Origin of the sequence: Nocardioides sp. NPDC058538, from assembly GCF_042719275.1 — a bacterium.
GTDB lineage: Bacteria > Actinomycetota > Actinomycetes > Propionibacteriales > Nocardioidaceae > Nocardioides.
Genome location: NZ_JBHXNY010000004.1, coordinates 36,566 through 59,051 on the forward strand (window position 1 = coordinate 36,566; position 22,486 = coordinate 59,051).

22 protein-coding genes are annotated in these 22,486 nt (G+C 69.7%); 10 read left to right on the forward strand and 12 right to left on the reverse strand.

Annotation, left to right across the window (positions count from 1 at the left end; translation table 11 throughout):
- Positions 1 to 4: 4 nt before the first annotated feature.
- Positions 5 to 1,054, reverse strand: coding sequence for an LLM class F420-dependent oxidoreductase (locus tag ACFWQC_RS04940; protein ID WP_378673883.1), 1,050 nt, complete (start codon positions 1,052 to 1,054; stop codon positions 5 to 7).
- A gap of 83 nt (positions 1,055 to 1,137) precedes the next feature.
- Between ACFWQC_RS04940 and ACFWQC_RS04945 the strand changes: the two genes are divergently transcribed.
- From ACFWQC_RS04945 to ACFWQC_RS04970, 6 genes are all read left to right on the forward strand, one after another.
- Positions 1,138 to 2,103, forward strand: a complete 966-nt coding sequence (locus ACFWQC_RS04945) for a Zn-ribbon domain-containing OB-fold protein (RefSeq protein WP_378673886.1) — start codon at positions 1,138 to 1,140, stop codon at positions 2,101 to 2,103.
- A 10-nt stretch (positions 2,104 to 2,113) separates the two neighbouring features.
- Positions 2,114 to 3,184 (forward strand): thiolase domain-containing protein, encoded by a 1,071-nt coding sequence (locus ACFWQC_RS04950; protein ID WP_378673889.1) that lies wholly within the window; start codon positions 2,114 to 2,116, stop codon positions 3,182 to 3,184.
- Positions 3,181 to 4,344 carry a thiolase domain-containing protein gene (locus tag ACFWQC_RS04955; protein WP_378673892.1) on the forward strand — a complete coding sequence of 388 codons (1,164 nt, stop codon included), beginning with the start codon at positions 3,181 to 3,183 and terminating at the stop codon, positions 4,342 to 4,344. The genes ACFWQC_RS04950 and ACFWQC_RS04955 overlap by 4 nt, the downstream gene beginning before the upstream one ends.
- A 59-nt stretch (positions 4,345 to 4,403) precedes the next feature.
- Positions 4,404 to 5,210: an enoyl-CoA hydratase gene (locus tag ACFWQC_RS04960; RefSeq protein WP_378673895.1), complete on the forward strand. Its 807-nt coding sequence runs from the start codon at positions 4,404 to 4,406 to the stop codon at positions 5,208 to 5,210.
- A gap of 68 nt (positions 5,211 to 5,278) precedes the next feature.
- Positions 5,279 to 6,247, forward strand: coding sequence for an NAD(P)-dependent alcohol dehydrogenase (locus ACFWQC_RS04965; protein ID WP_378673898.1), 969 nt, complete (start codon positions 5,279 to 5,281; stop codon positions 6,245 to 6,247).
- Between the two features lie 62 nt (positions 6,248 to 6,309).
- A complete protein-coding gene (locus ACFWQC_RS04970) occupies positions 6,310 to 6,816 on the forward strand; it encodes a GNAT family N-acetyltransferase (RefSeq protein WP_378674477.1) in 507 nt (168 codons plus the stop codon).
- Here ACFWQC_RS04970 and ACFWQC_RS04975 read toward each other — a convergent pair.
- Positions 6,807 to 8,030, reverse strand: a complete 1,224-nt coding sequence (locus tag ACFWQC_RS04975) for a cytochrome P450 (protein ID WP_378673900.1) — start codon at positions 8,028 to 8,030, stop codon at positions 6,807 to 6,809. The two genes, ACFWQC_RS04970 and ACFWQC_RS04975, sit on opposite strands and share 10 nt — an antisense overlap.
- A gap of 200 nt (positions 8,031 to 8,230) precedes the next feature.
- On the opposite strand from ACFWQC_RS04975, the gene ACFWQC_RS04980 reads away from it, so the two are divergent.
- The 4 genes from ACFWQC_RS04980 to ACFWQC_RS04995 are packed head-to-tail and all read left to right on the forward strand — an operon-like array spanning position 8,231 to position 13,890.
- The gene (locus ACFWQC_RS04980) at positions 8,231 to 9,394 is read left to right on the forward strand and encodes a steroid 3-ketoacyl-CoA thiolase (protein ID WP_378673904.1); all 1,164 of its coding nucleotides are present in this window, start codon (positions 8,231 to 8,233) and stop codon (positions 9,392 to 9,394) included.
- Between the two features lie 2 nt (positions 9,395 to 9,396).
- Positions 9,397 to 11,019: a GMC family oxidoreductase gene (locus ACFWQC_RS04985; RefSeq protein WP_378673907.1), complete on the forward strand. Its 1,623-nt coding sequence runs from the start codon at positions 9,397 to 9,399 to the stop codon at positions 11,017 to 11,019.
- 34 nt (positions 11,020 to 11,053) lie between these two features.
- Positions 11,054 to 12,637 carry a succinic semialdehyde dehydrogenase gene (locus tag ACFWQC_RS04990; RefSeq protein ID WP_378673911.1) on the forward strand — a complete coding sequence of 528 codons (1,584 nt, stop codon included), beginning with the start codon at positions 11,054 to 11,056 and terminating at the stop codon, positions 12,635 to 12,637.
- Positions 12,634 to 13,890: a hypothetical protein gene (locus ACFWQC_RS04995; RefSeq protein ID WP_378673913.1), complete on the forward strand. Its 1,257-nt coding sequence runs from the start codon at positions 12,634 to 12,636 to the stop codon at positions 13,888 to 13,890. The genes ACFWQC_RS04990 and ACFWQC_RS04995 overlap by 4 nt, the downstream gene beginning before the upstream one ends.
- Before the next feature lie 3 nt (positions 13,891 to 13,893).
- On the opposite strand, the gene ACFWQC_RS05000 is transcribed toward ACFWQC_RS04995, so the two are convergent.
- The 10 genes from ACFWQC_RS05000 to ACFWQC_RS05045 all read right to left on the reverse strand — a co-directional run bounded on the left by ACFWQC_RS05000 (position 13,894) and on the right by ACFWQC_RS05045 (position 22,478).
- Positions 13,894 to 14,319 carry a nitroreductase/quinone reductase family protein gene (locus tag ACFWQC_RS05000; protein WP_378673916.1) on the reverse strand — a complete coding sequence of 142 codons (426 nt, stop codon included), beginning with the start codon at positions 14,317 to 14,319 and terminating at the stop codon, positions 13,894 to 13,896.
- 65 nt (positions 14,320 to 14,384) lie between these two features.
- Positions 14,385 to 15,998, reverse strand: a complete 1,614-nt coding sequence (locus tag ACFWQC_RS05005) for an FAD-dependent oxidoreductase (RefSeq protein WP_378673919.1) — start codon at positions 15,996 to 15,998, stop codon at positions 14,385 to 14,387.
- Complete coding sequence (locus tag ACFWQC_RS05010; protein ID WP_378673922.1) at positions 15,995 to 16,432, reverse strand: carboxymuconolactone decarboxylase family protein; 438 nt, start codon at positions 16,430 to 16,432, stop codon at positions 15,995 to 15,997. Before ACFWQC_RS05010 ends, ACFWQC_RS05005 begins: the two co-directional genes overlap by 4 nt.
- A gap of 15 nt (positions 16,433 to 16,447) precedes the next feature.
- Positions 16,448 to 17,305: an NAD(P)-dependent oxidoreductase gene (locus tag ACFWQC_RS05015; protein WP_378673925.1), complete on the reverse strand. Its 858-nt coding sequence runs from the start codon at positions 17,303 to 17,305 to the stop codon at positions 16,448 to 16,450.
- Positions 17,302 to 18,066: an SDR family oxidoreductase gene (locus ACFWQC_RS05020; protein WP_378673928.1), complete on the reverse strand. Its 765-nt coding sequence runs from the start codon at positions 18,064 to 18,066 to the stop codon at positions 17,302 to 17,304. The genes ACFWQC_RS05015 and ACFWQC_RS05020 overlap by 4 nt, the downstream gene beginning before the upstream one ends.
- On the reverse strand, positions 18,063 to 19,547 hold the full coding sequence (locus ACFWQC_RS05025; RefSeq protein ID WP_378673930.1) for an aldehyde dehydrogenase: 1,485 nt from the start codon (positions 19,545 to 19,547) through the stop codon (positions 18,063 to 18,065). Before ACFWQC_RS05025 ends, ACFWQC_RS05020 begins: the two co-directional genes overlap by 4 nt.
- The gene (locus ACFWQC_RS05030; protein WP_378673933.1) at positions 19,544 to 20,143 is read right to left on the reverse strand and encodes a hypothetical protein; all 600 of its coding nucleotides are present in this window, start codon (positions 20,141 to 20,143) and stop codon (positions 19,544 to 19,546) included. Before ACFWQC_RS05030 ends, ACFWQC_RS05025 begins: the two co-directional genes overlap by 4 nt.
- Entirely contained in the window at positions 20,144 to 20,338 is a 195-nt protein-coding gene (locus tag ACFWQC_RS05035; protein WP_378673936.1) for a ferredoxin, read from the reverse strand.
- On the reverse strand, positions 20,335 to 21,705 hold the full coding sequence (locus ACFWQC_RS05040; protein ID WP_378673939.1) for a cytochrome P450: 1,371 nt from the start codon (positions 21,703 to 21,705) through the stop codon (positions 20,335 to 20,337). The genes ACFWQC_RS05035 and ACFWQC_RS05040 overlap by 4 nt, the downstream gene beginning before the upstream one ends.
- Positions 21,702 to 22,478 (reverse strand): SDR family oxidoreductase, encoded by a 777-nt coding sequence (locus ACFWQC_RS05045; protein WP_378673942.1) that lies wholly within the window; start codon positions 22,476 to 22,478, stop codon positions 21,702 to 21,704. Before ACFWQC_RS05045 ends, ACFWQC_RS05040 begins: the two co-directional genes overlap by 4 nt.
- Between the last annotated feature and the right edge of the window lie 8 nt (positions 22,479 to 22,486).

The following is a 22,486-nucleotide window of genomic DNA, read 5'->3' on the forward strand; positions in this document are numbered from 1 at the left end:
CGCATCATCCGAGCACGTCCGCGATGCGGTGGACATCGGCGGCCGAGCCGAGGCTCAGCAGCAGGGTGGTCACACCGGTCTGCTCCCACTGCGCCACCTTGTCGCGTACCTCGCCCTCGGTGCCGATGATGTGCAGGTCGTCGACGAGTTCGTCGGGGATGAGGGCGGTGGCCTTCTCCTTCTCGCCGGTCAGGTAGAGCGCCTGGACCTGCCCGGCGAGCTCGGCGTAGCCCATCCGCTCGAAGACCTGGTTGTGGAAGTTCTGCTCCTTGGCGCCCATCCCGCCCATGTAGAGGGCCGCGAACGGCTTCATCGCCTCGAGCGCGGCCTGCTTCTCCTCCGCGTCCGCGACGATCTGCAGGTGGCAGGTCGCGGCGATCTCGAAGTCGTCGGCAGTACGCCGCGCCCCTGGTCGTGCGAAGCCCTCGGCCAGCCAGTCGGCGTACATCGGGGCGGACCTGGGGGTGTAGAAGATCGGGATCCAGCCGTCGGCGATCTCGGCGGTCTGGGCGACGTTCTTGGGGCCTTCGGCGCCGAGCCAGATCGGGATGTCGGCGCGCAGCGGGTGCACGATCGGCTTGAGTGGCTTGCCGAGCCCGACCGACCCCTCGCCCGTGAAGGGCAGCGGGTAGTGCGGCCCGGCGTTGGTCACCGGAGCCTCCCTGGCAAGCACCTGCCGGATGATCGAGACCACCTCACGAGTCCGGGCCAGCGGCTTGCCGAACGGTTGGCCGTACCACCCCTCGACCACCTGCGGGCCGCTCACGCCGAGCCCGAGGACGAACCGGCCGCCGGAGAGATGGTCGAAGGTCAGCGCGTGCATCGCGATCGACGTCGGCGTACGTCCGGACATCTGCACGATCGAGGTGCCGAGACGGACCCGGGAGGTCTCCCGGCCCCACCAGGCCAGCGGCGTGAACGCGTCGCTCCCCCAGGCCTCGGCGGTGAAGATCGCGTCGAACCCGGCCTCCTCCGCGGCGGCGACGAGCTCCCCGACGCCGGTCGGTGGCTGTGCTCCCCAGTAGCCAAGCTGTAGCCCCAGCTTCACTCTCATCGACTCCTTCGTCCGCGGCTCCGCCGCCGATCGGCAGGGCGTACGGGTTGTGGCCAATACTAGAACGTGTTTCACTTTCTACCATGAGTCGCACTCTTCAGGCACCCGTGACGGTCGCCTTCGACTACACCAGATCCACAGGCCCGGTGATCGGCCGCTTCCTCACCGGACTACGAGACACCACCATCGTCGGCGGCCGCCTCGGCGACGGTCGAGTCGCGGTCCCACCCCCTGAGTACGACCCGGCCACCCACCAGGCCGTGACCGAGTTCGTCGAGCTTCCCGACACCGGCACGGTCACCTCCTGGACCTGGGTCAGCGAGCCCGTCGCCGGCCAGCCGTTCGAGAGGCCGTTCGCGTACGCCCTGATCACCGTCGACGGCGCCGACACCCCGTGGCTGCACGCCGTCGACGTCGCCTCCCCCGACGACATCGAGACCGGGATGCGGGTCCGCGCCAGATGGGCCGATGAGCGGACCGGGTCGGTCAACGACCTCACGTTCGTCGCCGACTCTGTTGGTCTCGACACGCCTCCGCCTAGCGGCTCCGGCGGCTCGACCAGCGAGACCGCAGTGAGCCGGATCGTGACCCCGGTCAGCCTCGACTACCACTACGCGGCCTCGCCGGAGGAGTCCTCGTTCTTCCGCGGCCTGGCCGAGGGCCGGATCCTGGGCCAGCGCTGCCCGAAGTGCCGCAAGGTCTACGTCCCGCCGCGCGGCGCCTGCCCGACCGACGGAGTGCCGACCGCGGAGGAGATCGAGCTCTCCCAGGTCGGCACGGTGACCACCTTCTGCGTCGTCAACGTCCCGTTCCTGGGACAGAAGATCAAACCTCCGTACGTCTCCGCGTACGTCCTCCTCGACGGCGCCGACATCGCGCTGCAGCACCTGATCCTGGACATCCCGGCCGAAGAGGTCCGGATGGGGATGCGGGTCGAGGCGGTCTGGAAGCCGCGCGACGAGTGGGGCACCAGCATCGAGAACATCAGCCACTTCGCGCCGACCGGTGAGCCGGACGCGGACTTCGACAGCTACAAGCACCACCTGTGAGGAGCGCTCAGTGAGAGACGTTGCCGTCGTCGGGTTCGCCCAGCGACAGATGAAGGACTTCGACGGGTCGCCGAGCATGGCCGAGCTGCTCGTGCCGATCCTGGCCGAGTGCTACGAGCAGACCGGATGGGCCAAGAAGGACATCGGGTTCTGGTGCTCGGGCTCGTCCGACTACCTGGCCGGAAGGTCGTTCTCGTTCGTGAGCGCGATCGACGCGATCGGGGTGCTGCCGCCGGTCAACGAGTCGCACGTCGAGATGGACGCCGCCTGGGCGCTGTACGAGGCCTGGATCAAGATCCAGACCGGCGAGGTCGACACCGCGCTGGTCTTCGGCTTCGGCAAAGCGTCCGCGGGCGTGCTGCGCCGGACGCTGACGCTGCAGCTCGACCCCTACACGATGACGCCGCTGTGGCCCGACACCGTTTCCCTGGCCGCGCTCCAGGCGCGCCTCGGGCTCGACGCCGGGCTCTGGGACGAGACCGCGCTGGCCGAGGTCGTCAACCGGTCGCTGACGGATGCGGAGAAGAACGAGTACGCCGTCCGGGCCGGCGGCTCCTCGGTGAGCGAGCTGCTCGCCCGGTCGATGTTCGCGGACCCGCTGCGCAAGCACGACTGCGCTCCGGTGACCGACGGCGCGGCCGCGATCGTGCTCGCCGCCGGCGACCGGGCGTACGACGCCAACCAGCGTCCGGCCTGGATCACCGGGATCGCGCACAGCTCCGACGGTCTCCACCTCGGCACGCGCGACCTGACGATCTCCGGATCGGCCCAGCGGGCAGCGGCTGCCGTGGGCGGGACCGCGGGTGTCCAGGTCGCCGAGCTGCACGCGCCGTTCAGCCACCAGGAGCTCGTGCTGCGCTCGGCGCTCGGACTGGGTGATGACGTACAGATCAGTCCTTCGGGTGGAGCGCTCGCCGCCAACCCGATGTTCAGCGCCGGCGCGATCCGGATCGGCGAGGCGGCCAAGCGGATCTGGGACGGGTCGGCCGACAAGGTGCTCGGCCACGCGACCAGCGGTCCGGCACTGCAGCAGAACCTCGTGTGCGTGATGGAAGCCCAAGAGAACGGGAGTGGCAAGTGAGCAAGGTTCCCGCGGCCGTGATCGGGATCGGCCAGACCCACCACCGCGCCAAGCGCGAGGACGTCTCGATGGCCGGGCTGTGCCGTGAGGCGATGGATCGGGCACTCGAGGACGCCGGGCTGACCCTCGACGAGGTCGACGCCATCGTCATCGGCAAGGCACCGGATCTGTTCGAGGGCGTGATGATGCCCGAGCTCTACCTCGCCGAGGCGCTGGGCGCGGCCGGAAAGCCACTGCTGCGCGTGCACACCGCCGGCTCGGTCGGCGGCTCGACCGCGATCGTCGCCTCCTCGCTCGTGCAGGCCGGCGTCCACAGACGCGTCCTCACCGTCGCCTTCGAGAAGCAGTCGGAGTCCAACGCGATGTGGGCGCTCTCAGTGCCGATCCCGTTCGTGATGCCGGTGCATGCCGGCGCGGGCGGCTACTTCGCCCCGCACGTACGCTCCTATATCCGCCGCGCCAACGCGCCCTCGCACATCGGCGCGATCGTCGCCGCCAAGGACCGCAACAACGCACTGAAGAACCCCTACGCGCACCTGCACAACGAGGGCACCACGGTCGAGTCCGTGCTCGCGTCGCAGATGCTCTGGGACCCGATCCACTACGACGAGACCTGTCCGTCCTCCGACGGTGCCTGCGCGATGGTGATCGCCGCCGAGGACGTCGCCAAGACGTACGAGGCGCCCGCCTGGATCCACGGCACCGTGATGCGCTCCGAGCCCACCTCGGCCGCCGAGCGCGACCAGGTCAATCCGCAGGCGGGTCGCGAGGCCGCGGCGGCGCTGTGGAAGGCGACCGGGATCACCGACCCTGCCCGCGAGATCGACTGTGCCGAGATCTACGTGCCGTTCGCCTGGTTCGAGCCGATGTGGCTCGAGAACCTCGGCTTCGCCGACGAGGGCTCGGGCTGGAAGCTCACCGAGGCCGGCGAGACCGCCATCGGCGGCAGCCTCCCGGTCAACATGAGCGGCGGCGTGCTCTCCTCCAACCCCATCGGCGCCTCCGGCATGCTCCGCTTCGCCGAGGCCGCCCTGCAGGTCAGGGGCCGGGCCGGCGAGCACCAGGTCGACGGCGCCCGCCGGGCGCTCGGGCACGCCTATGGCGGCGGGTCGCAGTTCTTCTCGATGTGGGTCGTCGGATCACAGCCCCCGACCAACTGACCTCGTCGAGTCGGCTCGTCCTGATGAGCCGACTCGACGCGTGCTGAAGGAGTTCTGAGATGGCGTATGTCGAGATGGAGCACCCAACCGAGGACGTCGCGGTGGTGCGGCTCAACCGGCCGGAGCGGATGAACTCGATGGCGTTCGACGTGATCGTGCCGCTGGTCGCCCGCCTCAAGGAGATCTCGGCGGCCAACTCGGTGCGTGCGGTGATCCTCACCGGGGCCGGCAACGGCTTCTGCTCCGGTGCGGACCAGAGCGGCGAGAAAGGCCGGATGCCGGGGATCGAGGGGCTCACCGCGGTGTCGGTGGCGCTGCGGGCGATGGAGATCCTGGAGGACCTGATCCTCACACTCCGCACCATGCATCAGCCGGTCATCGCGGCGGTCAACGGCGCCGCGATCGGCGGCGGGCTGTGTTTGGCGCTTGCCTGCGACATCCGGGTGGCCGCCTCGTCGGCGTACTTCCGCGCGGCCGGGATCAACAACGGCCTCACCGCCAGTGAGCTGGGGCTCTCCTACCTGCTCCCCCGGGCCGTCGGTTCCTCCCGCGCCGCGGAGTGGATGCTGACCGGACGCGACATCGACGCCGACGAGGCCGCGCTCGCCGGCCTGGTGTCCCGCGTCGTACCCGACGACGAGCTGATCGAGAGCTGCCTGGAAACCGCGAGCGCCATCACCCGATGGAGCCGCCCGGGCGTCGAGCTCACGAAACGTACGCTCATCGATGCGCAGAGCGCTGCGGGCTTTGAGCAGCACATGCACGGCGAGGGCCTCGGCCAGCTCCTGGTCCGCCTCCTCACCGACAACTTCGAGGAGGCAGCCGCCGCGCGCAAGGAGAAGCGCTCACCACTCTTCCGCGACTGACCCCGGCGAAACCGGATGTCGGCCTCCGGCCGGAGCGCTAGCGTTGCTCCGCGAGACAGGAGGCAGCGATGCTGGCGCTGACCCAGAGAACGTACGGTGGGCTGGATGCGGTCGAGATGGCTGATCTCCCGGTGCCCGAGGCGACCGCCGACGAGGTGCTGGTCGAGGTCCATGCCTGCTCGCTGAACGGGTCCGACCGGGAGAACCTCGCCGGCTCGCCGTTCTACTCGCGCGTCGGCGGCCTGCGCCGACCCCGACAGCCGGTGCCGGGATCCGACATCGCGGGTGTGGTCTCAGCGGTAGGGCGGGAGGTGAGCGAGTTCTCCGTCGGCGACGAGGTCTTCGGGGAGCTGGCCGGCTACCGCGGCGGGCTGGCCGAGTATGTCGCCACGAAGCCGCGGCTGCTCGCGCGCAAGCCGGCCGGAATGACGTACGTCGAAGCCGCCTCCATCCCGCAGGCCGGTTGCATCGCCTGGCGCGCCGTCGAAGGACGAGTGCATCCGGGCGACCGGGTGCTGGTCAACGGCGCGGGCGGTGCGGGCGGACCGCTCGTCGTCGGGCTGGCCAAAGCCCGGGGCGCCGAGGTGACCGCCGTCGACCGGGCCGACAAGGCCGACTTCATGCATCGGATCGGCGCGAGCACCACCGTCGACTTCGAGGCCGAGGACTGGGCCGATCACGCCGACCACCGCGAACGCTACGACCTGATCGTCGACCTGGTCGCCCACCGCTCCCCACTCCGCGTCCACCGCGCCCTGCGCGCGGGCGGCACCTACCGGATGGTCGGCGGCTCGACCCGGATCCTGCTCGCCGCCCTGCCTGCCCGCCCGCTCGTCAAGGCACGCACCGGCAAGGATGTCGGCGTACTCGTCGTGCCCCAGTCGCGCGAACTCCTCGAGGCGATCACCGCGCTGGTGACGAGCGATGTCGTCACGCCCGTCATCGACAGCACGTTCCAGCTGAGCGAGGCGGTGTCGGCGTACGCACGTCTCGCAAGCGGCGAGAACCAGGGCAAGATCGTCGTGACCATGCGCTGACGCGCCACTCCCGTTCCGTCCATCTCAACCACGGCCTCCGATAACGTGCGGGGGTGAGAGCGATGACCTATGCCGGGCTCAGCAAGCTGCTCGTCGTGCCGGACGGGTTCGAGGCGCCGCGGGTGCTCACCCACGGCGACCTGACTGCGCGGCCGCTGTCGCGCGAGTGCCTGGCCGATGACGTACGCGCCATCAACGCCGACCGCGAACTCATCAACGCGACCCGGGGTGGCGGGTGGCCGGAGGGGCCGACGTCGGAGGAGGACGACTACATCGACCTGGTCTGGCACGAGGGCGAGTGGAAGGAGAACAAGTCGTTCTCCTACGTCCTGGAGACGCCCGGACTCGGCTACGTCGGGTGCGCCTATCTCTATCCGCTGGGCATCCGGCAGGAGCTGAGCGACGAGCTGGCCACCTACGACGTCGACGTCAGCTGGTGGGTGACCACGGAGGCGTACGAGCAGGGGCTCTACGAGGTGGTCCACGAAGCACTGAAGAAGTGGGTGCCGGCGAGTTATCCGTTTCGCCGGCCCCACTTCTCCAATGTGAAGATCCCTGGTCAGGCGTAGGTGACCGGAAGCTCCTTGATGCCGTTGATCCACGCGTGACGCAGCCGGCGCGGTGCGCCGTTGGGCTTCAGGTCGGGCATCCGGTCGGCGAGCACGTCGAACATGATCCGCACCTCCATCCGCGCCAGGTTGGCCCCGATGCAGTAGTGGGCGCCGTGGCCGCCGAAGGCGAGGTGGGGGTTGTGCTCACGGGTGATGTCGAAGGTGTCGGGGTCGTCGAAGACGTCCTCGTCGTGGTTCCCGGAGGCGTAGTAGAGCCCGACGCGCTGCCCGGCCTTGACGAGCTGGCCGCCGACCTCCACGTCGTTGATCGCGGTGCGGTGGAAGACCGTCACCGGGGTCGCCCAGCGGATCACCTCGTCGACCATCGTGTCGGGCCGCTCCTTCTTCCACAGCTCCCACTGGTCAGGGTTCTCGAAGAAGGCCTGCATGCCGTGAGAGATCGCGTTGCGGGTGGTCTCGTTGCCGGCGACCGCGAGCAGGATGACGAAGAAGCCGAACTCGTCATCGCCCAGCGCGCCGCCCTCCAACTCCGCGTTGACGAGCTTGGAGATGATGTCGTCCTTGGGGTCGGCCTTACGCTCGGCGGCCAGCATCATGGCGTACGTCAGGATCTCGATCGAGGCGGCCTCGGGGTCGGCGTCGTACTCGGGGTCGTCGTAGGCGAGCATCTGGTTGGACCAGTCGAAGAGCTTGCGCCGGTCCGCCTGCGGGACGCCGAGGAGCTCGGCGATCGCCTGGAGCGGGAGCTCGGCGGCGACCTCGGAGACGAAGTCGCCCTCACCCTTGGCCAGCGCGTCGTCGACGATGCCGTTGGCCCGCTCGATCAGGCGCTCCTTGAGGGCGTTGATCGAGCGCGGGGTGAACCCGCGGCTGATGATCTGACGCAGCTTGGTGTGGTCGGGCGCGTCGTGGTGGATCAGCATCGCGCGCTGCAGCTCGACCTGCTCGCGAGTCATGTCCGGCGCGAACCGGATGATGACGCCGTTCTCGTTGGTGCTGAAGTTCTCGCTGTCCTTGGAGACGGCGAGGATGTCCTCGTGCTTGCTGACCGCCCAGAAGCCGGTGTCGAGGAACCCTGCTCGCGCCTCGGGCTTCTGCTCGATCCAGAAGACCGGAGCCGTACGTCGCAGCTCCATGAACTCCTGGAGCGGGATGCGCTCCTCGTTGAGCACGGGATCAGTCGGATCGAAATCCACGGGGAGAGCGGTCACGGGTGTGCTCCTTCGAGGTCTTTTCTGTAACACGTTCTAGTTTATGTTCACACAGTGCCCAGCATCACACAAGGGTTGCGCCAAACGAGAACACGTTCTACTTTGGAACAATCGAGTGTAACCGGTGTCACGTCATCAGGCGTGACGGTGCGCGCCCGCGCACCAGCGACTTGTCGAAACCCCCCGAAGAGCGAGGTTCCATGGGCACGCCCGTCATCGTCGAAGCCGTCCGTACCCCCATCGGCAAGCGCAAGGGCTGGCTCGCGGGCCTGCACCCGGGTGTCCTGCTCGGCGCCGCCCAGGTCGAGTTGCTCAAGCGCGCCGGGATCGACCCTGACCTGGTGGATCAGGTCATCGGCGGCTGCGTCTCCCAGGCCGGCGAGCAGTCCAACAACATGGTCCGCCGCGCCTGGCTCCACGCCGGGCTGCCGATCCACACCGGCTCCACGGTCATCGACGCGCAGTGCTCCTCGGCGCAGCAGGCCACGCACCTGATCAACGCGATGATCGCCTCCGACCAGATCAAGGTCGGCATCGCCTGCGGCATCGAGTCGATGTCACGCATCCCGCTGGGCGCCAACGTGCCCAAGGGCGCCGGCGATCCACGTCCCGCAGACTGGAACATCGATCTGCCCAACCAGTTCGAGGGCGCCGACCGGATCGTGAAGAACCGCGGGTTCTCCCGCAACGAGGTCGACGAGTTCGGGCTCTGGTCGCAGGTCAAGGCGCGCCAGGCGCGCGACGCCGGGCACTTCAAGAGTCAGATCTTCGCCGTCGAAGCCCCCATGCTCGACGACGAGGGCAAGCCCACCGGAGAGGTACGCACCGTCGCTGAGGACCAGGGCATCCGCGACACCTCGCTCGAGAAGCTGGCCGGGCTCAGCCCGGTGCTCGAGGGCGGCACCCACACCGCCGGCACCTCCTCGCAGATCTCCGACGGCGCCTCGGCGCTGCTGCTGATGGACTCCGCGGTCGCCGCCTCGCTCGGGCTGAAGGCTCGGGCGCGGATCGTCACCTCCAACCTGGTCGGATCCGATCCCTACTACCACCTCGACGGCCCCGTCCAGGCGACCGAGAAGGCGCTGAAGGACACCGGGATGACCATCGGCGACATCGACATCGCCGAGGTCAACGAGGCCTTCGCCGGCGTGGTCATGTCCTGGGCCAAGGTGCACCAGGTCCCCGAGGAGAAGATCAACGTCAACGGCGGCGCGATCGCGCTCGGCCACCCGGTCGGATCCACCGGCACCCGCCTGCTCACCGCGGCGCTGCACGAGCTCGAGCGCCGCGACGCGAGCACCGCGCTGGTCTCGATGTGCGCCGGTGGCGCTCAGGCCACCGCGACGATCATCGAGAGGATCTGATCGTGCCCAAGTCCAAGCTCACCGAGGCCGAGTACGTCGTCGTCGGCGCCGGCTCGGCCGGCTGTGCCGTCGCCGGCCGCCTGGCGGCCGCCGGCAAGTCGGTCATCCTTCTCGAGGCCGGGAAGAACGACAGGCGCAACTACCTGGTGACCAAGCCCGGCATGATCGGCCCACTCCACGCCGAGCCGCGACTGAAGAAGCTCGTCGACTGGGGCTACCACACGGTCCCCCAGCAGCACGCCCGCAACCGCGAGCTCCCTCAGCCGCGCGGCAAGGTGCTCGGCGGCTCCTCCTCCATCAACGGCCTGCTCTGGGTCCGGGGCAACAGGGCGAACTACGACGCCTGGGCGGCCGAGGGCAACACCGGCTGGGACGCGGACTCGGTCAACGAGGCGTACCGGCGGGTCGAGGACTACGAGGGCGGCGGCTCCGACTACCGCGGCGCGGGCGGGCCGATCAAGGTCATGAAGCACCCGCGGCCGACCGAGGCGTCGCTCTCCTTCCAGCGCGCCGCCGCAGAGACCCTCGACGTGAAGGTTCTCGACGACTACAACGGCGCCGAGCAGGAGGGCGTCTCGACGTTCCAGCAGAGCGCGATCGACGGGCTGCGCTACTCGGCCTCGCGGGGCTACCTCCACGACCAGGAGCTGGCTAGCCTGACCACGCTCACCCAGGTGCACGTCTCGAGGATCGTGATCGAGAACGGCCGCGCGAAGGGGGTCGAGATCCTCACCAGGCAGGGTCCGCAGACGATCTCGGCGACCCAGGAGGTCATCGTCTCCGCGGGCGTCTTCGGCTCCGCCCAGCTGCTGATGCTCTCCGGAATAGGTCATTCCGACCACCTGGCCGAGCACGGGATCCAGGCCGTCCACGACCTGCCGGTCGGCGACAACCTGCACGACCACATGTTCGTGCCGACCACCTGGGAGATGCCGACCGCGCTGCACCGCGGCACCGCCGGCTACTTCGGCAAGGCGGTCCTCAAGGAGCAGACGGTCGGCAGGTCGATCCTCGGCCACACCGTCTTCGAGACGGTCGGCTTCGTACGCACCTCGCTGGCCACCGACGTACCCGACCTGCAGCTGCACGTCCTCCCCTGGGCCTACCCCTCCCCCAACCAGGACGCGCCGATCCGCCACGAGGTCGACCCTCGAGCGGCACTGACAGTGATGTCGTCGCTGATCTACCCGCGCTCGCGCGGGACGCTGCGGCTGCGCAACGCGGACCCGACCGCCGAGCCGCTGATCGACTTCAACTACCTCGCCGAGCCCGACGACAAGCGCGTCCTGCTCGAGGGCGTGGAGATGATCCGCGAGATCATGGCCGCCCCGGCATTCGGCGACCAGGTCAAGTCGGAGATCCACCCCGGCAAGGCGATCGACGCCGAGGCCATGAAGGACGAGGTCACCAACCGGGCGACTTCGATCTACCACGGCGTCGGCTCCTGCCGGATGGGCGTCGACGAGCGCGCCGTCGTCGACCCGCAGCTCCGCGTACGCGGCATCGACGGACTCCGTGTCGCCGACGCCTCGATCATGCCGTCGATCATCGGCGGCAACACCAACGCTCCCGCGGTCATGATCGGTGACCGTTGCGCGACCTTCGTCCTTGACGAAAATCTGTAGAGCCGTCCTCGACAACCGCTGATCGGAAGCAGACATGAGCACTGACACCGCGAAGACAGCAGACGTACGCCGCCCCGACTGGATCACCGAGGAGCTGCTGGCCGAGCTGGTCTCCCGGGTTCCGTCCTCGACGGGTGCGTCCTGGAAGCTGACCGAGGTCTACACCGGTGAGGTGCTGGTGGCGCTGCCGCAGTCCTCACCGGAGGACGTGGAGCGGGCCGCCGCGGCAGGACGGGCCGCCCAGCGCAAGTGGGCGGCGACTCCGCTCCCGGAGCGGCTTGCCGTCTTCAAGCGCGCCCACGAGCTGATCCTGCGCAACCAGCACAAGATCGCCGACCTCATCCAGGCCGAGTCGGGCAAGGCCCGGCGGATCGCGTTCGAGGAGGTCTGCGACCCGCCGATGGTGATCTCGCACTACCTCAAGCGGGCGCCGAAGCTGCTCAAGGACAAGAAGCGCCCGGGCGTGATGCCGGTGCTGTCGAGCTCGATCGAGCGCCACCCGCCGCGGGGTCTGATCGGGATCATCGCGCCGTGGAACTTCCCGTTCGCGACCGGTCTCTCCGATGCGATCCCGGCGCTCATGGCCGGCAACGCGGTGCTGCTCAAGCCCGACAACAAGACGGCGCTCTCGCCGCTGTTCGGGATCTCGCTGCTCGAGGAGGCGGGCCTGCCGAAGGGCCTGTTCCAGGTGGTCTGCGGCGAGGGGCCGGACGTGGGCCCGACCATGCTCGACAACGTCGACTACGCGATGTTCACCGGCTCGACCGCGACCGGCCGGGTGATCGGCGAGCAGGCGGGGCGCAACCTGATCGGCGCCTGCCTCGAGCTCGGCGGCAAGAACCCGATGATCGTCCTCGACGACGCCGACATCGACGAGACCGTCGGCGGCTCGATGTTCGCCGTCTTCGGCAACACCGGCCAGATCTGCATGCACATCGAGCGGATCTACATCCCTGAGGCGATGTACGACGAGTTCCGTGACAAGTTCGTCGCCGCCGTCGCGGGGATGCGGATCGAGGCGGCGTACGCCTTCGGGCCCGACCTCGGGGCGCTGGTCTCCCCCGACCATCTGGCGCGGGTGCAGTCGCACGTCGAGGACGCGGTCACCAAGGGCGCCACCGTGCTGACCGGCGGCAAGGCTCGTCCCGACATCGGGCCGACCTTCTTCGAGCCGACGATCCTGGAGGGCACCACGAAGGAGATGCTCCACGGGGTGACCGAGACGTTCGGGCCGGTGGTCTCGCTGCACCGCTACTCGACCCTCGAGGAGGCGATCGAGCTGGCCAACGACACCGACTACGGGCTCAACGCCTCGGTGTGGACCACGAACTTCAAGCGCGCCCAGGCGATCGCAGCGCGGATCGAGTCGGGCAACGTCAACATCAACGACGGCCTCGCCACCGCGTACGCCTCGAAGTCCACCCCCTCGGGCGGCATGAAGCAGTCCGGTGTCGGTGCCCGTCACGGTGACCAGGGCCTGCTGAAGTACACCGAGACCCAGAACGTCGCGACCCTGAAGAAGCAGGTCATGGGGCCGCAGGGCAAGCAGACCTTCGACGACTATGCCAAGCAGATGCAGACGTCGCTGCGCTGGATGCGGAAGCTCGGCATTCGTTGACCTCTGCAGAGCTGATCCGCTCCCGCTACGCCGAGCTGACCCGGGAGGAGCTCGCCGAGCTCGTCCGCGAGCTCCTCCTGATCGGCCAGCTGATCGACCGCTCCGGGATGGCGTGGTGCATCTCCGCCTTCGGGCGTGAGGAGATGCTCCGGATCGCGATCGTGGAGTGGGCCGCCGCCTCGCCGATCTACACCCGGCGGATGCAGACCGCGCTGGGCTATGCGCCGGCTGTGGCGGGTCAGGGGGACGTACCGACGATCTTCAAGGGTCTCCAGCTCGACATCGGCGCACCGCCGCAGTTCATGGACTTCCGCTACACCGTCCACGATGCCCACCACGGCGAGTTCCACCTCGACCACTGCGGTGCACTGATGGACGTCGAGCCGATGGGCGAGGAGTACGTCCGCGGGATGTGCCACGACATCGAGGACCCCACCTTCGACGCCACCGCCATCGCGACCCACCCCCGGGCACAGGTGCGCCCGGTCCACCGGCCGCCGAGGGTGCCGGCCGGTCGGACGCCCCACTGCCGCTGGACGGTGACCATCGACGACGCCAACCCCGAGGCGGTGGCGATCCCCGAGCTGGCCGTCAACGAGCGCTCCCGCGCGGCCGGGCTCGAGCTGGCGCCTATCGATCCGTCCGAGTACGGCGCCGCCGACTACGCCGGGCCGCTGGTCTCCGACCTCGACCTGGCCGGCTTCTCCCGCTCGGCGCTGGTGCGCATCGCCGACGAGGTCTGTCTACAGATGGCGCTGCTCGACCGTGGCTTCACCCTCGCGTTGGAGTCCCGGGTGACGTCGCCCGAGCAGCTCGTCGAGATCCGCCGCAAGCAGCTGGTCGGGGTCGCCGGCATCGCCGGCTCACGCCTCGCCCGGGCACTCTCCCTGCCGCCGGACACCAAGGGCGCCCTGCGGCTGCTCGCGCTCCATCCGATGCTCAACCCCGCTGCGTACGTCTCGGTCGAGGTGGCTGCCGACGCGCTGGTCGTCCGGCCCTCGGCCGCCGACGAGGACGGCGCCTGGGTCTCGCTGATCGGGCCGGAATGGTTCGTTCCGCTTCAGGTCGCGGTGCAGGCCCTCGACCCTCACCTCGACGTGGAGGTGAGCGACCTCGAGGACCGCTGGCGGGTCGAGGTCGTACGCCGCCCCGAACCCGCTCCCGAGGCCGCCGAGGTCGCGGTGGTGCGGTTCAGCACCGGCGCGGACTTCGCCTTCGAGCCGCGCCGGTCGCTGCCGATCACACCGGTCTGAGGCTCAGCGCCGCCGCAGCGCGAGGACCGGGATGACCCGCTCGGTCTTCGCCTCGTACTCGCCGAACCCGGGGCTCATCGCCTTGAAACGCTCCCAGGCCTCATCGCGCTCGGCGCCCTTCAGCTCGCTGACCTCGACCTCGACGACCCCCTCGTCGGGGGTCTCGATCTTGGTCTCCGGGTGAGCGAGAAGGTTGTGGTACCACGCCGGGTTCTCGGGCGCGCCGGCCTTGGAGGCGGCGATCAGCCAGGTGTCGGGATCCGGGTGGAGGTTGGCCACCGGCGAGACCCGCTCGGTGCCGGTCTTGGCGCCGGTGTGGTGCACGAGCACGAGCCCGCGCCCGAAGGGCACTGAGGTCACGTTGCCGTCGTTCGAGCGGAACTCGTCGATGATCGACTGGTTCCAGTCCTTGTAGTCGCTGCCAGACATGGAGTGCCTTTCCCCCGAGGAATCGGTTTTCACCCACTCTTGCAGACATGCCCAATGGGCACCGGTCAAACGCGTGCGAGGGCCGCGATCCGCACCTGCTCCTCCCGGTCGGTCACCTTCACCCGTGGCCGGCCGACCTCCTTGCCGGACTCGCACTCGTGGGTGTCGAGCGTGTTCCAGCCGGTCTGGTCGACGACGATCACGCCACGCTCGGCCAGGAGGTCGTCGAGGGACTCTCCGGCCGGATCGGCGAGCGAGCCGGCGGCGTAGTCGTCCAGGAGGGTGCGTACGGTCTCGGCGGCGCAGGCGCGGTTGGTGCCGATCACTCCGCTGGGACCGCGCTTCGCCCAGCCCGCGGTGTAGGTGGCCTCGGCCCCGATCACCCGGCCGGTCTCGTGCAGGAAGCGGCCGGTACCGGCCTCGTTCGGGACGCCGGCTACGCCCGCGGAGCGGTAGCCCGTGGCCCGGACGACCAGCCCGGCCTCGACCTCCTCGCCGCTGGCGAAGCGCACCCCGGTGACGGTCTGCGTGCCGAGGAGCTCGGTGGGCGTCAGTCCGAAGCGGAGGACCAGCCGCTTCGCGGCGTCCGTACGCGGCCGGGCGGCCAGGTCGCGGAGCAGGTCGGCCTTCTGGAGCGCCCCGAAGGTGTGGGCGTTGCGTTCGATCGTGTCCGCCTCGGTCGGCAGGGCGGTCAGGTCCGCCTCGTCGACCACGACGTCGATGCCCAGGGCGTCGGCCAGCGCCCGCAGCTCCGGGCTGGTGAAGGCGGCGTGCTCGGCGCCGCGGCGGGCGGTGACGACGACCTCGCGGATGCCGCTGGCCGCCAGGGCGGAGAGCGCGGCCGGAGCCAGGTCGGAGGCCGACAGAGCCGCCTCGTCGGCCAGCAGCAGCCTGGCCAGGTCGAGGGCGACGTTGCCGTTGCCGATGATGACGGCCCGCTCGTGCGCGAGCGGGAAGGTGAGCTCGGCTCGGTCGGGATGGCCGTTGTACCAGCCGACGAGCTCCGCTGCGGAGGTCGACCCCGGCAGCTCCTCCCCCGGCAGGCCGAGGCTGCGGCCCTCGCCGGCGCCGGTGGTGTAGACCACCGCGTGGTGGGCGCCGACCAGCTCCTCGTGGGTGACGTCGCGCCCGATCTCGACGTTGTAGCGGGTCCGCACCCGGCGGTGGCGGGCCGTCTTCGCGAAGCCGGAGACGATCTCCTTGGTGTCCAGGTGGTCCGGCGCGACGCCGTAGCGGACCAGGCCGTAAGGGGTCGCGAGCCGGTCGATGACGGTGATCTCGACGTCGCAGCGGCGGGTGGCGGCGAGCTCCTCAGCGACGTACCAACCCGCCGGACCGGCCCCGACCACGGCCACCTTGAGCGGTCCGTTGCCGGTGATCTTGGGTCCCAGCGACGGCAGCGGCGCGGGCTCCTCCTGCTCGCCGGTGAACTCGAAGAAGGCGGCGTTGATGTCGACGTAGGGCGCGAACGCGTCCGGGACCTCGTAGTCCGGGAAGATCGCGTTGACCGGGCAGGCGTCCTCGCAGGCGCCGCAGTCGATGCACTCGTCGGGATGGACGTAGAGCATCTCGGCGGCGCCGAAGCCCGGCTCGTCGGGCCCGGGGTGGATGCAGTCGACCGGGCAGACCTCCACGCAGGAGGCGTCGTTGCAGCACGACTGGGTGATGACGTACGTCATGAGCGCTGAGCCTTTCCCTGGGCCTTCCGCTGAGCTTCCCTCCGGGCCTTCCCGATGGTCTCCTCGACGACCGTGTTCATCCTGGCACCGTTGGGCCAGCCCGCGTAGTGGCTCAGGAAAACCACGATCTCGCGCAGCTCGTCCTCGGAGAGCTCGCCGTTGGCGTACGCCGCGGGCACCTGGATCCCGAGCACGTCCGCCGCACCCTGGCCGGCGAGCAGGCCGATCAGCAGGAGCCGGCGATCGCGGGTGCTCAGGCCCGGGCGCTGCCAGATGTCGCCGAAGAGATGGTCGGCGGTGTAGCGGAAGAAGTCGCCCTCGCCGTCGGCCATGTCGAAGCCGTAGACCTCCTCCATCTTGCGCAGGCCCTTGGCGCGCTGCTCGGGAAGGTCGGCGAACTTGTCGGTGCCATCACTCATGTGCTCTGTAGTCATGTGTCCGTTCCTTGTTCAGTCCTTGGGCAGCCCGAGCCCCGGCGCCAGGCGCTCGAGCGCGAGCCGGGCGAGAGGCACCTCGACGCCGAGCTCCTCGGCGAGCGCGATCGCGAAGCCGAGGTCCTTCTCCCCCAGTGCGACCACGTGGCCGAAGACGCCGTGCCAGAAGTCGGTCTCCTCGATCGGCGCGGTCGTGTCGCGGTGCATGATCGCGCCCGGCCCACCGGTGATCGCGTCGGTGTGGCGTACGACGTCGCCGAGCGCCACCAGGTCGAGCCCGGCCGCCTCGGCTAGGCGCTGAGCCTCGGTGGCGGCGGTGAAGGAGGCGAAGTGGAGCAGGTTGCGGGCCAGCTTGAACCTCGTCCCGGCGCCCACCGGGCCGGCATGGACCACCTTGGAGCCCATCGCGGTCAGGACCGGACCTGCCGCTGCGTACGCCTCGGGGCTGCCGCCCACGAGGATGGCCAGGGTGCCCGCCGCGGCTCCCATCGGGCCGCCGGAGACGGGGGCGTCGAGGACGTGTACGCCGTGGGGCTCGGCGGTCGCGGCCAGTTCCTCGGGGGTGTCCGGCGCGACCGTGGAGTGCACGATGACGGTCAGCTGGTTCTCGCCGGGGCGGCGGCCGGCAACGGCCAATGCCTCGGTGAGCACCTCGCGGACCTGGTCGTCGTCGCGCACCATCACGCTCAGCACATCGACCGTCTCGGCGAGTTCGGCGACCGAGCCCGCCGCCTTCGCACCCGCTGACTCGAGCTCGGCGACCGGCTCCGTCGCGATGTCGTGGACCCAGAGCTCGATCCCGTCCGTGCCCGCGAGCTGGAGCGCCATCGGCTTGCCGATGTTGCCCAGCCCGACAAACCCCGCGCGGGTCATAGCCGGAACGTCCCGCCACCGTCGACGGCGATGATCTGGCCGGAGATCCACGAGGAGTCCTCGGAGAGGAGGAACTTCGCGGTCCCGACCATGTCCTCGGTGGTGCCGAGGCGCTTGATCGCCATCTGCTTCGTCATCTCCTTGGCCGCGTCACCGGCCTGGGTGCGGGTCGCCTCGGTGTCGGTCGGCCCCGGCGCGATCGCGTTGACCCGGATGTTCATCCCGCCGAGCTCGTGGGCGAGCTGCTGGGTCAGCCCGTTGATGCCGACCTTGGCCAGCCCGTAGAAGCCCGAGTAGAGGTAGGCGGCGGTCGAGGACTGGTTGACGATCGCCCCGCCGCCCCGCTTCTGCATCGCCGGGTAGACGGCGCGGGTCATCACGAGGGCTCCGTTGAGGTTCACGCTCATGAACTTCTCGTAGTAGTCCCAGTCGACGGTGATCAGCAGGTCGAAGGCCATGTCGCCGTAGATCGCGGCGTTGTTGACCAGCCCGTCGATCCCGCCGTACGCCTCGGTGGTCTCGGCCACCAGCGCGGCCGCCGACGCGTGGTCGGAGACGTCGCAGCGTACGAACCTGGCGACGCCACCGGACGCCTCGATCTCCTTGGCGACCTGCTGCCCCTTCTCCTCGTTCAGGTCGGCGACGACGACGGCGGCCCCGTCGGCGGCGAGCCCCTTCGCGTACGCCTCGCCGATTCCCTGCGCCGCCCCCGTGACGACGATGACCTTGCCCTCGAACCTCATGGTCTCTCCTGTGCTCATGCGGGCTCCGCGATCAGCTTGGTCTCCAGGTACTCCTCGAAGCCCTCGACACCCATCTCCCGGCCGAGGCCGGACTGCTTGTAGCCGCCGAAAGGCGCATCTGGGCCGAACCACTGGCCGCCGTTGACACCGATGGTGCCGGTGCGGATCCGGGCGGCGACCGACTTCGCGCGCTCCAGCGACCCGGACTCCACCGAGCCGGAGAGGCCGTAGGGCGAGTCGTTGGCGAGGCGTACGGCATCGTCGTCGCCATCGTGCGGGATGACCGTGAGCACGGGGCCGAAGATCTCCTCGCGGGCGACGCGGGCGGAGTTGTCGAGGCCGGCGACGACGGTCGGCTGGATCCAGAAGCCGTCGGCGAGGTCGCCGTCCTGGACCGCGACGGCGCCACCGGTGACGATGCGGCCACCCTCCTCCTCGGCGAGCGCGAGGTAGCCGAGGATCCGGTCGCGCTGGACCGCCGAGATCACCGGACCACAGATGGTGCCGGGATCGGCGGGGTCGCCCGCGCCGAGGGAGGCCATCGTCGCCGCGGCCACCTCGACGGCCGCGTCGTAGGACTCACGAGGCACCAGCAGTCGGGTGGTCAGGGCACAGCCCTGACCTGCGTGGACGGACACCGAGAAGGCCGCCATCGAGGCGGCCGAGGCGACGTCGGCGTCATCGAGGACGATCGCCGCGGACTTGCCGCCGAGCTCGAGGAAGACCTTCTTCAGGCTCGGCGCCGCGGCCGCCATGATCGCCCGGCCGGTGGCCGTCGAGCCGGTGAAGGAGACCAGGTCGACCCGCGGGTCCTCGGCCAGCATCGCGGCGACCCGGTTGTCGCGCGGGGTGACGACGTTGAAGACGCCCGGCGGGAGGTCGGTGTGCTCGGCCGCCAGCCGGCCCAGCTCCGCGGCCAGCCATGGCGTGTCCGGGGCGGGCTTGAGGATCACCGTGTTGCCCGCCGCCAGCGCCGGTCCGATCTTGGCCAGGTTGATCTGGTTGGGGAAGTTCCACGGCGTGATCGCGGCGACCACGCCGACAGCCTCGCGCCGCACCGTGCGCCGCGAGGAGATGCCCATCGTGACCCCGACGCCAAGGTCCCGCTCCCACTGGAAGGACTCGGCGAGGTCGATGGTCCACTGCAACGTCTCGACCGGGGTGTCGAACTGCGGCCCGGCGACCAGGAACGCGGGCGCGCCGACCTCGGCGGTCGTCAGCTCGCGCAGCGCCTCGGCGTTGTCGAGGATCGCCCGGTGGAGCTGGCGCAGGCACCGGATCCGCAGCGCCACGTCGGTCGACCAGTCGGTCTCGTCGAAGGCCTTGCGCGCGGCGGCGATCGCGGCGTCCATGTCCTGGGCCGTCGAGTCGGGCGCGCGCCCGATCTCCTGCCCCGTGGCCGGGTTGAGGATGGCGTACGTCTCGCCGGAGCTGGCCGCGCCGAGCTTGCCGTCGACGAGCTGCCGGGCGGGCGGGTTGGTCGGGGTTCGGGTCGTCACACGGACTCCTGGGTCACGAATTTCCCGGCCGCCACCGGCGGCGGCCAGACGGTCGAGGGCAGGTCGGCGAGGCGGTAGTGGCCGGGCTGTTCGATGCCGTTCAGCGACATCCGCTCCAGCAGACCGGCGGTGGCCTTCTTGGCCTTGACGATGTCGAGGAAGGTGGTTGCGGTCGACCCGAGATCGAACCAGTCCCGCTGCCAGGCGACCTCCAGCCCGTCGCCGTCGGAGCGCGGTGCGACCCCGAACCAGGAGCCGCCGATCCCGAGGATCTCGTACTCCTCGCCGGTCGCGTCGTCGACGATCCCGGCCCGCTGCCGCCAGAAGCCGATCACCATGGCGTTGACGTCGTCGATGACCGTCGCCTGGTAGTCGTAGTGCCAGCCCTCGAGCCCGGCCATCTCGGTGCCGAGCGCCCACTCCCGGATCTGCTCGCGGCCCACGGCCATGAAGTGCTCGTCGGGGGTGTACATCCAGCCGTACGTCGCGTCCTCGGCATACACGTCGGCCAGCGGTGCCCAATCACCCTCAGCCTCTGCTTTACGGTTAAGGCCGAGCCAGTCGGCCCAGAACCTCTCGATCTCGGCGCGGTCCATTCAGTCCTCCAGGGTGAGAGCGAAAGCAGGGCAGTACTTCACGGCCGCACGCGCGGCGGGAAGCTGCTCCTCGGACGGTTCGGTGATGCGTACGACGACCTGGTAGCTGTCGTCGTCGAAGGCGAAGAGCTCCGGGGCCTCGGCGAGGCACTCCTGGTGCCCCTGACAGAGCCCCGGGTCAGCGGCGAGCTTCATGCGCTGCCACCACCCACGGGCCGCCGCCGGTAGCGGACCCGGCAGGGCTGCTGGAGCTGGATCACCATCTTGGTGAAGTCGTCGGCGTACGACTCCAGCGGCTGCGCCGCCTCGAACGAGTAGTCGCGCAGGATGACCGAGAAGATCGCCTTCATCTGCATCATCGCGAACGCGTTGCCGACGCAACGGTGCTTGCCTGCGCCGAACGGGATCCAGGTCCAGCGGTTCTGCATGTCCTCCTGGCGCGGGTCGATGTAGCGGCTCGGGTCGAAGGATTCCGCCTTCGGGAAGTCGGCCTCGATCCGGTTGGAGACCCGTGGCGAGGCGGCGAGCAGGGTGCCGGCCGGGATGGTCTCGCCGAGCAGCTCGAAGTCCTCGCGCACCAGCCGCATCAGGATGATCAGCGGCGGGTGCAGCCGCAGCGTCTCCTTGAGGGCCGCCTCGAGCGCCGGGATCGAGCGCAGCGCCTGGAAGGAGACGTCGCTGCTGTCGGCGTACAGCTCGTCGAGCTCTTGGACGACATCGCCCATGACCTCGGGGTTCCGCAGCAGCTCGATCATCGCCCACGACGCGGTGCCGGAGGAGGTGTGGTGGCCGGCGAACATCATCGAGATGAAGACCCCGGTGATGGTGTCGGTGTCCATGTCGATCGAGATCAGCACGTCGAGCAGATCCCGCTCGTCCTTCGGCACCTTCCCACGCTCGACGCGCTGGTCGATGATCGCCTGGACCAGCGCGACGAGCTTCTCCCGGGCGGCATCGCGCATCCGGAAGCTCTCGATGTCGGCGTACGCGTCGACGTACGCGATCGCGTCCGTGCCGTGCTCCAGCTCGTGGTAGTGCTGGGCGAAGGAGGAGTCCAGCTCCTCGCGGAACGGCTTCCCGACCAGGCACGCCGAGGTGGTGTAGATGGTCAGCTCGGCGAAGAAGTCGAGCAGATCGATCTCGCCCTCATCGCCCCAGCCGGCGATCATCCGGCGGATCTCCGCCTCGATGGTCTGTGCGTGCCCGCGCATCATGTCGCCGCGCAGCGCCTGGTTCTTCAGCATCTGCTGCCGCTCCTCCGGCGAGGCGTCGAAGACGACGCCCTTGCCGAAGATCGGCGTCATGAACGGGTACGCGGCCGCCTGGTCGAGCACCTCGTCGGGCGCCCGGAAGAACGCCTCGTTGGCCTCGGCACCGGTGACCAGGACGACGTCCTTGTCGGCAAGCCGAAAGCGCCCGAGGTCGCCGCACTCCTCGCGGACACGGGAGAACAGCGAGATCGGGTCGACCCGCATCTCCGGCAGGTGCCCGGTGCCGCGGATGATCTCGGGGACGCTGGGGTCGAGGTCGTCCAGGACGGTGGAGACGGTGGGTATCGTCATCGTGGCTCCTGCACAGGGGCTTCGGGGTTGACGTCGATGGTGCTGATGTGGACTCCGCGCTTGGCGGTCACGACTGACGTGATCGCGTCGGCCAGTGCCCGGGCCTTGAGGAAGTGCGGGTGGCGGGCGAGGCCCCATCTGACCCACTGCTCCAGCACGAAGCCGCCGAGCTCGGCGGGCCACTCGTTGCCGATGTCGGAGTGGGTGGGGCCGGGTCGCACGATGGACGCCCTCACCCCGGTGCCCTCGAGCTCCATCTGGAGGGCGTTGACCATGCCTTCCAGGCCCCACTTGGAGGCTGCGTACGCTCCCATGAACGGTCGCGGCCTCAACGCCACGTCGGAGGAGAGGAAGACCAGGTCGCCGCGCTGCCGCTCGATCATCCCGGGCCCGAAGGCGCGCAAGACCCGGTGGGCGCCGAGCAGGTTGACATCGACCTGGCCGGCGAAGGTCTCCGTGGGGACGTCGACGGTCGCGCCCGGGTGGGTGACACCGGCGTTGCTGACCAGGACCTCGACGTCGCCCAGGTCCGCGGTGACCTTCGCGGCGAACTCCGCCACCGAGTCGTCGGAGGTCACGTCGAGGGGGTGCGCGACCGCCTCTCCCCCGTCGGCACGGATCGCGGCGGCGATCTCCTCGACCCGGTCGAGCCGCCGGGCGCCGAGCGCGACCGGGAAACCGGCTGTGGCCAGCGCCCTCGCGGTCTCCGCGCCGATCCCGGAGGAGGCCCCGGTGATCACCGCCGGACGGCGGTCGGGCTGGGCGTACTTCATGTGTCCTC

Excerpts from the sequence above, each read along its gene's own strand:
- ACFWQC_RS04965 (WP_378673898.1), top strand. The coding sequence starts at position 5,279 with ATGCTGGCGCTGACCCAGAGAACGTACGGTGGGCTGGATGCGGTCGAG.
- ACFWQC_RS05010 (WP_378673922.1), bottom strand. The coding sequence starts at position 16,432 with ATGACTACAGAGCACATGAGTGATGGCACCGACAAGTTCGCCGACCTT.
- ACFWQC_RS05005 (WP_378673919.1), bottom strand. The coding sequence starts at position 15,998 with ATGACGTACGTCATCACCCAGTCGTGCTGCAACGACGCCTCCTGCGTG.
- ACFWQC_RS05040 (WP_378673939.1), bottom strand. The coding sequence starts at position 21,705 with ATGACGATACCCACCGTCTCCACCGTCCTGGACGACCTCGACCCCAGC.
- ACFWQC_RS05020 (WP_378673928.1), bottom strand. The coding sequence starts at position 18,066 with ATGAGCACAGGAGAGACCATGAGGTTCGAGGGCAAGGTCATCGTCGTC.
- ACFWQC_RS05030 (WP_378673933.1), bottom strand. The coding sequence starts at position 20,143 with ATGGACCGCGCCGAGATCGAGAGGTTCTGGGCCGACTGGCTCGGCCTT.
- ACFWQC_RS04980 (WP_378673904.1), top strand. The coding sequence starts at position 8,231 with ATGGGCACGCCCGTCATCGTCGAAGCCGTCCGTACCCCCATCGGCAAG.
- ACFWQC_RS04990 (WP_378673911.1), top strand. The coding sequence starts at position 11,054 with ATGAGCACTGACACCGCGAAGACAGCAGACGTACGCCGCCCCGACTGG.
- ACFWQC_RS04940 (WP_378673883.1), bottom strand. The coding sequence starts at position 1,054 with ATGAGAGTGAAGCTGGGGCTACAGCTTGGCTACTGGGGAGCACAGCCA.
- ACFWQC_RS04960 (WP_378673895.1), top strand. The coding sequence starts at position 4,404 with ATGGCGTATGTCGAGATGGAGCACCCAACCGAGGACGTCGCGGTGGTG.
- ACFWQC_RS04970 (WP_378674477.1), top strand. The coding sequence starts at position 6,310 with ATGACCTATGCCGGGCTCAGCAAGCTGCTCGTCGTGCCGGACGGGTTC.
- ACFWQC_RS05035 (WP_378673936.1), bottom strand. The coding sequence starts at position 20,338 with ATGAAGCTCGCCGCTGACCCGGGGCTCTGTCAGGGGCACCAGGAGTGC.
- ACFWQC_RS05045 (WP_378673942.1), bottom strand. The coding sequence starts at position 22,478 with ATGAAGTACGCCCAGCCCGACCGCCGTCCGGCGGTGATCACCGGGGCC.
- ACFWQC_RS04945 (WP_378673886.1), top strand. The coding sequence starts at position 1,138 with ATGAGTCGCACTCTTCAGGCACCCGTGACGGTCGCCTTCGACTACACC.
- ACFWQC_RS05015 (WP_378673925.1), bottom strand. The coding sequence starts at position 17,305 with ATGACCCGCGCGGGGTTTGTCGGGCTGGGCAACATCGGCAAGCCGATG.
- ACFWQC_RS05000 (WP_378673916.1), bottom strand. The coding sequence starts at position 14,319 with ATGTCTGGCAGCGACTACAAGGACTGGAACCAGTCGATCATCGACGAG.